Source organism: Brachyspira sp. (genome assembly GCF_050873525.1).
In the GTDB taxonomy this organism is placed as follows: Bacteria; Spirochaetota; Brachyspiria; order Brachyspirales; family Brachyspiraceae; genus Brachyspira.
The window spans coordinates 1-12,241 of the sequence record NZ_JBNMIZ010000065.1; the positions used below are offsets into that span (position 1 = coordinate 1).

Consider the following 12,241-nt stretch of genomic DNA (forward strand, 5'->3'; position numbering starts at 1 on the left):
TAATTATTCTAAAAAAGAAGCTATAAGAGAATTAATAAAATCTAAAAAGTTAGAGGAAAAAATAAAACATATAAGCGATTTTATTAAAGGATTAAATTATGATAGATAAAATAATATGCGGAGATTCTATAGAATTAATAAAATCAATAGATAACGAATATGTCCATGCTATTATTTCCGACATTCCTTACGGTATATGTTATGAAGATTGGGATATTTTGCATAACAATTCCAATTCAGCATTAGGCGGAACTTCAAACGCTCAATTAGAAATGGGAAGCTTATTCAAAAGACGAGGAAAACCTTTAAACGGATGGAGCGAATCCGATAAAAAAATACCGCTTGAATATCAGGAATGGTGTTCTAAATGGGCTTCGGATTGGTTAAGAGTTTTAAAATCTGGAGGAAGTTGTTTTATTTTTGCTGGGAGACGATATGCTCATAGATGCATAGTAGCGTTAGAAGATGTTGGATTTACTTTTAAAGATATGCTCGCATGGGAAAAAAATTTTGCGGCGGCAAAAGCTCAAAGATTATCGTCTATTTATGAAAGAAGAAACGATAACGAAAATGAAGAAAAATGGAAAGGCTGGCGAGTGGCTAATTTAAGACCTATATTTGAGCCTATTTTGTGGTTTCAAAAACCATATAAGATAGGCGGAACGATAGCGGATAATGTAATAAATAACGAAGTCGGCGCTTGGAATGAAGAAGCCGTAAAAAAATATAATTTAAATTATAAAAATAATAATTTTTATGATAATATTATTAAAGTTGAAACATTTAAAAGCGATTTTGGAAATCATGTAAATCAAAAACCTATCAAACTAATGGAATTTTTGATTTCTCTGGTTACTAAAGAAAATGCCATTATATTAGACCCTTTTTCTGGTTCTGGGACAACATGCATAGCCGCTAAAAATATAAACAGACATTATATTGGTATAGAAATAGACCCGCATAATGTAGAAATATCTAATAAAAGACTATTAGAATCTATGCAATTAGAATTAAATATATATTAAAATATTCTTAATTATTTTATTGTCAATTAGTTTATAATCCTATAACTTTTCTTATCGCTTCAATATTATTTTCAACTTTTATTGGAGCGCTTGAGATTTTAATAGCGTTATCTGGGTCCTTCAAACCGTTGCCAGTAAGAACGGAAACTATAATATCGCCTTTTTTTAACTTGCCCGCTTTATAAGTTTTTATTATTCCCGCCAAAGATGCAGCCGATGCAGGTTCGGCAAATATTCCTTCCTCTTTTGCGAGCATAGAATAGGCTTCTAATATTTCATCATCTCTCACAGAATCTATAAAACCTTCAGACTCATTTGCCGCATTAACCGCTAATTTCCAGCTTGCAGGATTTCCTATTTTTATCGCCGTAGCCAAAGTTTGAGGATTTTCTATGATTTTATTTTTAACGATTGCTGCAGAACCTTCCGCTTCAAAACCAATCATTTTAGGCAAATTTGAAACAATATTTTTATCTTTATATTCTTTGAAACCCATCCAATAAGCTGATATATTTCCCGCGTTTCCGACTGGAATTGCCAAATAATCGGGAGCTTTTCCCAAAGTATCGCATATTTCAAAAGCCGAAGTTTTTTGTCCTTGAAGTCTGTAAGGATTAATCGAATTGACGAGAGTTATAGGATAATTATTCGTAATATCTATAACCGATTTTAATGCATCGTCAAAATTTCCGTTTATCGCTATAACTTTAGCTCCATACATTAAAGCCTGAGCCAATTTTCCCAAAGCTATATTTCCATCTGGAATAAGAACTATGCATTGAATATTGCTCCTTGCGGCGTATGCGGCAGCCGATGCGGATGTATTTCCCGTAGAAGCGCACATTATAGCTTTCGAGCCTTCTTCCAAAGCTTTAGCCACAGCCATTACCATTCCTCTGTCCTTAAAAGAACCAGTAGGATTTAATCCGTCATATTTGAAATATAATTCTATTCCGCCAAGTTTTTCGCCTATTTTTTCCGCTTTTATTAAAGGAGTGTTTCCTTCGTTCAAAGTTATTAGCGGAGTTTTATCCGTTATCGGCAAATAAGATTTATATTCTCTGAGTAATCCTTTCCATGCTTTCATAATCAAACCTTTTTAATTAATCGCTATTATTTATTATTCCTTCTTTTTTCTTGTATTAATCCTTTTCATTGAAGTAGTTTTTTTCATCATTTTAGTCGATTTTTCTTCCGAATCTTCGCTCTTCTTAACGGATTTAAGCGGACTATTAAAAACCTCTTCCTTTACGCTTTTCGCATCTCCGTTTTGATAAGTGTCGTCTTCGAGTTCGTCCGTTCCTCTTTTTGGGTCTTTTCCAGCATATACGAGTTTATCTTTTACTCTGTCAAGTTTAACCTCGCATATTCTTTCTATATCTTCTATATCCAAAGATTCTTTTTCAAATAATTCTTTAGCCAAATGTTCAAATTTATCGGAATTATCTTTAAGAAGTTTTTGAGTTCTTTCATAAGCCTTCATAACGAATCTGTGAACTTCTTCGTCTATTCTTTGAGCCGTCTCTTCGCTGTAATCTTTATGTCTTGCGATTTCTTTTCCCAAAAATATAGGCTGTTCTTTCTGTCCGAACGCTATCGGTCCCAATTTACTCATTCCCCATTCGCAAACCATTCTTCTTGCCATTTCCGTCACTCGCTCTATATCGTTGGAAGCTCCCGTAGTAACCGAATCTTCTCCAAATTTAAATTCTTCGGCTACTCTTCCGCCCAAAAGGAGCGACATTTCGTCTATGGCTTTTTTTCTCTGCAAAGTATATCTTCCGTCAGGAGGCAAAGTCCATGTAGCGCCCAAACTTCTTCCTCGAGGCACAATAGTCACTTTATGCAAAGAATCGGTATTTTGAAGCAAAACCGCCATTAAAGTATGTCCAGCTTCATGATAGGCTGTATTCAACTTTTCTCTCTCGCTTATGAGTATGCTTCTTCTCTCTGGTCCCATCATGACTTTATCTCGCGCTTCTTCAAAATCTGGAAGTTCCACTCTCTGTTTATCGTTTCTTGCTGCAATTAAAGCGGCTTCATTAACCATATTTGCAATATCAGCTCCAGAAAATCCCGGAGTCGCTCTCGCCAAATGATACAAATCTATCGAAGGGTCATGCTGTATTTTTGAAATATGAACTTTAAATATTCCTTCTCGTCCTTTAACATCGGGCAAATCTACCACAACCTGCCTGTCGAATCTTCCAGGACGAAGCAAAGCTGGGTCCAATACATCGGGACGGTTGGTAGCGGCAAATATTATTATTCTTGTGTCGGTATTGAATCCGTCCATTTCGACTAACATTTGGTTTAAAGTCTGTTCTCTTTCGTCATGTCCGCCTCCGTATCCCGCTCCTCTCGTTCTTCCTACCGCGTCAAGTTCGTCTATAAATATTATACAAGGAGCGCTTCTTTTTCCCTGCTCGAATAAATCTCTCACTCTCGAAGCTCCGACTCCCACAAACATTTCGACAAATTCCGAACCAGACATGCTAAAAAACGGAACATTTGCCTCGCCCGCAACCGCTTTTGCAAGTAAAGTTTTTCCCGTTCCCGGAGGACCTACCAATAAAACGCCCTTCGGTATTTTAGCGCCCAATTTCGTAAATTTCGCAGGGTCCTTCAAAAATTGCACGACTTCAACTAATTCCTCTTTTGCCTCTTTACAACCTTCAACATCCTTAAAAGTTACTTTCACATCTTCTTTCGTTAATAATCTCGCTCTGCTTTTTCCAAAACTCATAGCTCTATTATTCGAACCTTGAACCTGTCTAAACATGAAAAACCATAACAAAAAGCCTATCGCAAGTATTGGAAGCAAATTAATAAGTATAATGCTTAAATAACTCGGTTTATCCGCCTCACCTTTAACCTTTACATTATTTTCTATAAGCAAATCGACAAATCCGCTTGCCGTAAAAGGTATAAAAGAATAAAAACTCGTTTCGTTAATTCTTCCGTTAATCGTTTCAAAGGCTTTTCCGTTTCTTATATTTTGGTCGACTATCGTCACTTCGGTTACCGCACCTTCTTTAACTTTTTGCACTACAGTTGAATAATCCCATTCTACCGCTTTTACTTGGGGATTTTGTTTCATAAGAAGGTATCCCATAAATAAAACCCCAATTAAAAGTATAATTATTATTATTTGATTTCCTCCGCCCGCTTGCGGCATAGGATTTCTTCTATTATTAAGATTTTTATTATTTTTTTTATTGCTCATATATTCTCCAATTAAATTCGATTTATATTTTTAATTTTTTCTTTTTTCAAAATTCTTTTTCTAAATTATTCTAAATTATTAAATTATTTTAAATTATTTAATAAAATTAAAACAAATAATTTAAAATTAAGGCAAATCTAAAATAGTTCCGTAGCTATTGAAACATTTTGAAGCCAAAGAATCGACTCCGCCGCCTCGCCTCAAATAACTATTTATTACCTTTCCGTCTTTTCTTGCCAAATCGGGATATTTTAAATTCATATATCCTAAAACAAGCCCTTTACTCGTGGAAGCATGAATATAGCTTACAGTTCCGTCCTCTTTATCGACATCGACAACTATTCCCGCATGAGTAAGTTTGCCCGTTTCGGATGTAGTTCTGTCAAACATAACTATATCGCCAATATTCGGCAAGGAATTATTATATATTTTTTTATATTTTTCTAAAGTGGCGTATATAGTTTTTACTCCGCTCTCTCCCAAAACCGCCTGTTTTTCAAATACCGCTATATTGGATGTCCAATAAACCGCGGCAACGAAACCCGAGCAGTCAAAATTAAAATTCTTTTTTTGTTTAGAAACGGGATGCGTTAATTCGTCTTTTTCGTTATATTTATAATGTTTGCCCAGATAAAGATTAGCGTATTTTTTTATATCCTCTCTAACCTTTTTTTTCTGTTCTTCGCTTATTTCAACTCCGCTTTCGTTTAAATGTTCTTGATATTTTTTATCGTATCCGTAATTTTGAGCAAAAGCGAAAGAAGATAAAAATATATAAAAAATAATAATATTAAAACGCATATTCGTCTCTTTTTAATAGAAAATAATTTTATAAGATATTTCCAAAAAGTCAATATAACTTATTTATATCTTAAAATTATAAAATCGGATTTTTTATTTTAAATATAATTCTATTTATAAAAATAATTAAACTCCATGCATCTCTGAATGAGGTTTACAGAAATGATATATTATTATTTAGCTCCAGCTTGCTTCAATACTTCTCTTATCTCTTCGGTTTTTGCCAAATCCCAAGCGGTTTTGCCATCGTTATTTTTAATATTAATATCCGCTTCATTCTCTATTAAAAATTTAACTATTTTTAAATGTCCATTATATGAAGCATTCATTAAAGCCGTTCTGCCAATATCATCTTGAGCGTTAATATCCGCGCCTTTTTCTACCAAATATTTAACTATTTCTAAATTTCCATATTCTGTGGCGTATATTAAAGCGGTTCTTCCATAATTATTTTTAATATTAACATCCGCTCCGTTCTCTATTAAAAATTTAACTATTTTTAAATGTCCGTTATATGAAGCATTCATTAAAGCCGTTCCGCCAATATCATCTTGAGCGTTAATATCCGCTCCGTTCTCTATTAAAAATTGAACCGTTTCTAAATTTCCATATTCTGTGGCGTATATTAAAGCGGTATAGCCCCACTTACTATCTTTAGCGTTAATATCCGCACCATTTTCTAATAAATATTTAGCTATTTCTAAATTTGAAACATACATTAAAGCAGTTTGTCCATTATTATTTTTGAGATTAACATCCGCTCCATTCTCTATTAAAAATTTAACTATTTCTAATTGTCCTTCGTATGAAGCATTAATTAAAGCGGTTTTACCTTCATTATCTTTAATATTAACATTAGCCCCTTTTTCTACCAAATATTTAACTATTTCTAAATGTCCATTAAATGAAGCAACTATTAAAGCCGTCCTGTCAATATTATCTTTTTCGTTTATATCGACTTCAATATCTTCTATCAAATATTTAACCATTTCTAAATTCCCATTTTCTGAAGCCTGCATTAAATCCGTCACTCTGTCTTTATCATTAGCGTTAATATCCGCGCCGTTTTCTAATAAATATTTAACTATTTCTAAACGTCCATTATATGAAGCATTCAATAAAACCGTTACGCCGTCATTATTTTTAGAGTTAATATCCGCGCCGTTTTCTAATAAATATTTAACTATTTCTAAATTTCCACTTATTGAAGCATACATTAAAGCGGTATTACCATTATTATCTTTAGCGTCAATCTCCGCGTAGTTTTCTAATAAATATTTAACTATTTCTAAATTTCCACTTATTGAAGCATTCATTAAAGCCGACCTGTCAATATAATAATCAATAACCGCGCCGTTTTCTACCAAATATTTAACTATTTCTAAATGTCCATTATATGAAGCAACTATTAAAGCCGTCCAGTCACTATTATCTTTATCGTTAATATCCGCGCCATTTTCTAATAAATATTTAACTACTTCTAAATGTCCATTATATGAAGCCCATATTAAAGCCGTTACGCCATCTTCATTTTTAGCGTCAATCTCCGCGTCATTTTCTACCAAATATTTAACTACTTCTAAATCTCCATTATATGAAGCATACATTAAAGCGGTATTACCATTATTATCTTTAGCGTTAATATTTACTCGTTTTCTTTTTACTAAATCCTTTACGGTTTCTAAATCCCCATTTTCCGAAGCCTGCATTAAATCCGTCACTCCGTCTTTATCATTAGCGTTAATATCCGCGCCGTTTTCTATCAAATATTTAACCATTTCTAAATCCCCATTTTCCAAAGCCTGCATTAAATCCGTCACTCTGTCTTTATCATTAGCATTAATATCCGCACCGTTTTCCACTAAATATTTAATTATTTCTAAATTTCCATTAAATGAAGCATACATTAAAGCGGTATAACCATCTTCATTTTTAGCGTCAATATCTGCGCCGTTTTCTATTAAATATTTAACTATTTCTAAATTTCCATTATTTGAAGCATACATTAAAACGGTATAACCATCTTTATCTTTAGCGTCAATATCCGTGCCATTCTCTATTAAAAGTTTAACCGTTTCTAAATCTCCATACCTCGCGGCATCTATTAAAGCTTCTCCCGAATTTGAAGAACAGGCTATTACTTCCAAAGTTATAAAAGTTATAATAGTAATTAATATTATTTTTTTTATCATTATTTTTCTCCTCGATTTTGTATAAAAATATTATTTATTTAATTATAAATTATATAATATTCACAGTTTAATTAAAATCCTTATTTATTTTTATTTGGATTGCCACGCCTCTGTTGAGGCTCGCAATGACTGTATTTTTCAACTGTCATTACTAGCGTTGCCAAAGGCACACGAAGTGAGCGAAGTAATCCAAAATTAATAGAATTCCATTTCCAAAATTTAACTATATTAATAATAGATTGCCACGCTCATACTAAAAGTGGGTAAACGCCCGCTCGCGCACTCGGCGACTGCTCGCTTTCGCCAACGGCGGACTTTAGTCAGTGTGTGTGCCTCGCTTTGCGTGCCTCACTCTGTGGGCTTTTAGCCACGGCAACGGCAATGACAGACTTTATAAATATAGCGAAAAATGTTTTTACAAGCGAAATAAAGAATTCAAAATAATATCAATACAATTCGCCAATTTTAAACTCTTCCGACTTAAGCCATTTAATTCTATATTGCAAAGGCGTTATAATATTAAAAAAGATTGACAAATATGGGAAAGCGTTTTGAAATCTTATTGATAATCTTGTTCTAAAAAAATATATATCGTTTTCGTTTAATTCGTTTATATCGGCAATTTCTATTCTGCTTATTTGATATAAAGTCCGCATCAAAATATAAAAATTAGAATTTCTCGTTTCAAGCGAAGTTTCGGAATTGACGGCGACATATTCTTTAGTAAAAAAATCATAATAAATTCTTCTATTAAAATAAATTTCTTTAATATTTTCGTTAAGAAGAAATTTCTTTTTCACAAAATCGATTCTAAAATTCAAAAATACTACTATTCCGTTTTCGATATATCTTTTTAGATTTTCATCGACTTCCATATTTATTCCCGCGTAAGCGTCCGCATATAAAATATTATTGTCAATATAACCTCTCGAAAAATGAAGCCGAAGCTCATAGGAATATAAATAAACGGACGATATTAAGAATATTATAATTAATTTAATAAAATTTTTCATAATTTATAAAAAGTATATATTTTATAATCGATATGTCAATAAATTAATTTCCCGCTATTATTCTTATGTTTTTTCCAAAATTAAATTTATCAGAAATTTTATAATCTATAAAAGAATTATTTGGATTAAAACAAATTTTAGAAATATAATATAAAAAAGGAACTAACGATTTAAAATCTAATTTTCCAAGCCATATATTTTTCTTTAAACTATCCATAATATTGTATTCGCTATAGCAAATATCCAAAATCTTAAAATTGCATTTTTCAATTAAAGCGGAAATATTTTTTTCATTAAAATGAACCGTATGTTCGGTTTCAAAAAATATTTTCATGTCTTCTTTTGAAGCGATTTTATAATTAGGCGTGTATGGAATTTCAATAAAGAGGATGCTATTTATCCCCCCCCGTATGAATTTATGAATATTATTTAAAATATATTTAGGATTTGTAAAATGTTCCAAAATATGCGACATAATAATTATATCGTATTTATCTTTATTAATATCTTTATCTTGTAAAAAATCTTCTTTCATGTTTATGCCGTATTTTTTATTTGCCGTTTTTCTTGCGTTTTCATTTAATTCATAACCGAAAACATTGAAATTTTCTTTTTTAAAAAGAGAAAGCAAAAGTCCGTTTGACGCGCCTATTTCCAAAACATTTAAATTATCAGATTTTTTAATAAATTTTTTGATATAATTAAATCTGTTTAAAGCCCTTGCATATTTCATTCTATTGTCAATAAATTTATAAAGAGGATTATTATTCCTTATATAAAAATCGCTTTTATATAAAAAGTCCAACTCTTCTTGTGAAGGCTCGTCTATAAAATAAAGTTTGCAATTAGGACATTCGTAAACATTTTTATAATTTTTCCAAATATTTTCTACAATATCGACTTTATTATTTTCGTTTACTTCCGTATCGCATAAAGGACATATATTTTTATTCAAATTTATATTATTCAAAAGCCAATTCCACTCCGCATTTTGGACATTTAGTCATATCTTCAGTTATCGTAGAACCGCAATTAGGACATTCATAAACTTCTATCTCTTCCACTACTTCTTCTGTCGTTTCGTATCCTTCTTCGTCCGATTCCACTATGGTTACAACTTCTTTAAGAGTATTTATTATATTATCAACAGTGTCTTTATCCAAATTGGTTTTTTCAATAATTTCTTCGGCGGACATTCGATAAAGTTCTTCTATTGAATTAATATTGTTATTAATTAAAGTTTCTATGATTTCTTTATCGATTCCTGAAAGCGAATAAAGATTGCTTGCCAATTCGCCGTTTTCTTGAGTAATTTCTTCGGTTTCGCCCGTTTCTTCCGAAGTGTCGGCAAAAATTTGACTCAAAGGAACTAAATCTTTCAATAATTCAGGATTTTCTTTAATATCAGTTTCCGTTTTCAAGTCGAAAGTATATCCCGTAAGTTGAGATGCGAGTTTAACATTATAACCGTTTTTACCGAGCGCGAGAGTTAATTGTTCGTCTGGTATTATAATCATAGCTTCTTTATTTTCTGGTTCGGTAATTATTATTCTTATAGGTTTCGCTGGAGCTATCGCTTCGGCTATATATTCTCTTATATCTTTAGACCATTTTACGACATCTATTTTTTCGCCTTCTATCTCTTTTATAATCGATTGAATACGAATTCCTTTCTGTCCTATGCATGCGCCGACTGGGTCAACTTCGGGCTTATTTGAAACAACCGACATTTTTATTTTTAGTCCGGGCTGACGAACGATATTTTTTATTTCTATAGTTCCGTCCGCTATTTCTGGTATTTCAAGCTCGAAAAGTTTTTTTATGAAATCGCCTTTGCTTCTCGTCAAATAAATAGTCGGATGCCCGCTTCTATCGTTTTCTACTCTATAAATATAAGCTCTTATTCTGTCGCCAACTGAATAATGTTCTCTAGGAGACTGGTCTTTTTTTAATAAAACGCCTTCGGTTTTTCCCAAATTGACATAAATATTTCCTCTGTTTTCTCTTTGAAAATATCCGTTTACAAGCTGATGTTCTCTTCTTTTGAATTCGTTATAAATAATATTTTTTTCAAGTTCCGAAATTTTTTGAAAGAAAGTCGTTCTTGCAACCGTGCTTTCGATTCTGCCAAATTCTTCCACTTGATCAACTAATAGCAAAACTTCGTCTCCCAAATTAATATCGGCGTCAAGTTTTTTAGCTTCTTCCAAAGAAATTTCTTTTTTTTCGTCTTCCGCATTTTCCACAACGATTACCGCTCTGTAAATTGTCGGATTATGTCGTTCGTCAAAATTGATGTGAAAATTAATGTCGTTTCCGTATTTCTTTTTCAAAGCCAAAATCATTGTTGACGATATAACCTCTTCAAGAAGGTCGATACTAATATCTTTTTCATCGGCAAGCATTTGTAAATAAGTTCCTACATTTTCAAACATTTTTTATCTCCGTTTTTAATTTTTTTATTTTTAATAATATTTAATATTTTTAACAATTTAATCTCGTTTTTATAATATCTTCTTTTAAAATTTTTATTATTTCATTATCTTCGTTTTCAAAAATAATATAATCTTCTTTAGCTTCTTTCAAAATTCCGTTTTCTGTTATAATTTTATCCTCTTTTATCTTAAATTTTATTTTTATTGGCATTTCTTCAAAAAGCTCGAATCTGTCTTCGATTTTCCATCTAAAGCCCGCGCTCGATACCGTAATTGTATAATCTCCTTCGTCAAAACCGCATGATTTTATTACTGACTGAATTACTCTCGTAGCCTCGATACAATGACTATGAGATACGCTTTCTTTTTTCTTAAAAATTACGGCATATACTTTTTTATTGTCTTTTATAGCGCCGACTTTAAGATTAAGCAAATATATTTTATTATCTTTTTCTAAAATATTTGCGCTTTTTTCAAATAAAATCGTTTCGTCTATAATATTAATTTTTTCTTTATTTTTTAAATTATTTTTCTTTTTATTTCTATTTTCTCCTCTTCCGTATTCTTTTTTTCTTTGAGGTTTAATTTTATTATTTTTCATTTTTAATACCGCAAAATAAAATTAACTAATAAAAAAAGAGTGTCGGTTTTTTCCGATTTGCGAAAACAAAACCAACCCTCTTAATATAAAACATTTCATTAAAAGTAATTTAATTATAACATTGCTATAATTTTTGTCAAGTATTAAATTGATTTTTAATTAAAAAATTGTAAAATAGTTTGAATATTATATAAAAAATTGGAGATAAAAATGAGCGAATTAAAAATTGACTGCATAAATATTAATGTTTACGGAATGAATTCTTATATAGTTTCCGCGGATGACGAAGCTATGATTATAGATATGGCAAAATTATCATTCGGATATGACGATTACGATAAACTGCTTGAAGGAAAAAAATTAAAAAGAGTAATTTATACTCATGGGCATTTCGACCATATATCTGGAAGCGATGATATAAGGGAAAAATATAAAGGAGTCGAACATTGCGTTCATGCTTTGGATTACGATTTTTTTAACGATACGAAATTAAACGCGAGCGGATATTTTAGCGGCGGAATAAAATGCCAAGCTCCCGAAATACAATTTAAAGACGGCGATACTTTCAAATTAAAAGATATTGAATTTAAAGTTATTCATACCCCGGGGCATACGAGAGGCGGAGTTTGTTATTATGCGGAAGGACATTTATTTTGCGGAGACACAATATTTGCCTACGGAATCGGGCGAACAGATTTTCCAACGGGCGATTACGGAACATTGGAAAATAGCATTACCGAAAAAATATTTAAATTGGAAGATGATACTTTATTATACCCGGGTCATGAAATTTTCGGCGTAAAATTGAGAGATAGAAAAAAGATGGGAGTTTTATAATATTTAATAATAATTTTAATTATAAACTAATTATTAAAATTCTATCTATAATAAAAACAATATAAAACTATTTAAATTTATCTTACAAAAATTTATTAGACTACTCTAAAA

At 31.4% G+C, this 12,241-nt stretch carries 10 protein-coding genes; 2 read left to right on the forward strand and 8 right to left on the reverse strand.

Translation table 11 applies throughout. From position 1 onward, the window contains the following. Nucleotides 1-98 precede the first annotated feature (98 nt). Complete coding sequence (locus tag ACR0QS_RS05995) at nucleotides 99-1,025, forward strand: DNA-methyltransferase (protein ID WP_432632536.1); 927 nt, start codon at nucleotides 99-101, stop codon at nucleotides 1,023-1,025. 31 nt (nucleotides 1,026-1,056) lie between these two features. Here the strand turns inward: ACR0QS_RS05995 and thrC are convergent, their stop codons facing one another. From thrC to ACR0QS_RS06035, 8 genes are all read right to left on the reverse strand, one after another. Next, complete coding sequence (gene thrC / locus ACR0QS_RS06000) at nucleotides 1,057-2,112, reverse strand: threonine synthase (RefSeq protein WP_432632537.1); 1,056 nt, start codon at nucleotides 2,110-2,112, stop codon at nucleotides 1,057-1,059. A gap of 33 nt (nucleotides 2,113-2,145) precedes the next feature. Continuing rightward, nucleotides 2,146-4,251: an ATP-dependent zinc metalloprotease FtsH gene (gene ftsH / locus ACR0QS_RS06005; RefSeq protein ID WP_432632538.1), complete on the reverse strand. Its 2,106-nt coding sequence runs from the start codon at nucleotides 4,249-4,251 to the stop codon at nucleotides 2,146-2,148. Nucleotides 4,252-4,377: 126 nt separating this feature from the next. Continuing rightward, nucleotides 4,378-5,052 (reverse strand): NlpC/P60 family protein, encoded by a 675-nt coding sequence (locus tag ACR0QS_RS06010; protein WP_432632539.1) that lies wholly within the window; start codon nucleotides 5,050-5,052, stop codon nucleotides 4,378-4,380. Between the two features lie 173 nt (nucleotides 5,053-5,225). After that, nucleotides 5,226-7,244: an ankyrin repeat domain-containing protein gene (locus ACR0QS_RS06015; protein ID WP_432632540.1), complete on the reverse strand. Its 2,019-nt coding sequence runs from the start codon at nucleotides 7,242-7,244 to the stop codon at nucleotides 5,226-5,228. A 446-nt stretch (nucleotides 7,245-7,690) separates the two neighbouring features. Beyond that, nucleotides 7,691-8,257 (reverse strand): DUF4390 domain-containing protein, encoded by a 567-nt coding sequence (locus ACR0QS_RS06020; RefSeq protein ID WP_432632541.1) that lies wholly within the window; start codon nucleotides 8,255-8,257, stop codon nucleotides 7,691-7,693. Between the two features lie 43 nt (nucleotides 8,258-8,300). After that, nucleotides 8,301-9,227 (reverse strand): class I SAM-dependent methyltransferase, encoded by a 927-nt coding sequence (locus ACR0QS_RS06025; RefSeq protein ID WP_432632542.1) that lies wholly within the window; start codon nucleotides 9,225-9,227, stop codon nucleotides 8,301-8,303. After that, nucleotides 9,220-10,692 (reverse strand): transcription termination factor NusA, encoded by a 1,473-nt coding sequence (gene nusA, locus ACR0QS_RS06030; RefSeq protein ID WP_432632543.1) that lies wholly within the window; start codon nucleotides 10,690-10,692, stop codon nucleotides 9,220-9,222. Before nusA ends, ACR0QS_RS06025 begins: the two co-directional genes overlap by 8 nt. Before the next feature lie 49 nt (nucleotides 10,693-10,741). Continuing rightward, on the reverse strand, nucleotides 10,742-11,293 hold the full coding sequence (locus tag ACR0QS_RS06035; RefSeq protein ID WP_432632544.1) for a ribosome assembly cofactor RimP: 552 nt from the start codon (nucleotides 11,291-11,293) through the stop codon (nucleotides 10,742-10,744). A 210-nt stretch (nucleotides 11,294-11,503) separates the two neighbouring features. Between ACR0QS_RS06035 and ACR0QS_RS06040 the strand changes: the two genes are divergently transcribed. Beyond that, nucleotides 11,504-12,130: an MBL fold metallo-hydrolase gene (locus ACR0QS_RS06040; RefSeq protein WP_432632545.1), complete on the forward strand. Its 627-nt coding sequence runs from the start codon at nucleotides 11,504-11,506 to the stop codon at nucleotides 12,128-12,130. The last annotated feature ends 111 nt before the right edge of the window (nucleotides 12,131-12,241 follow it).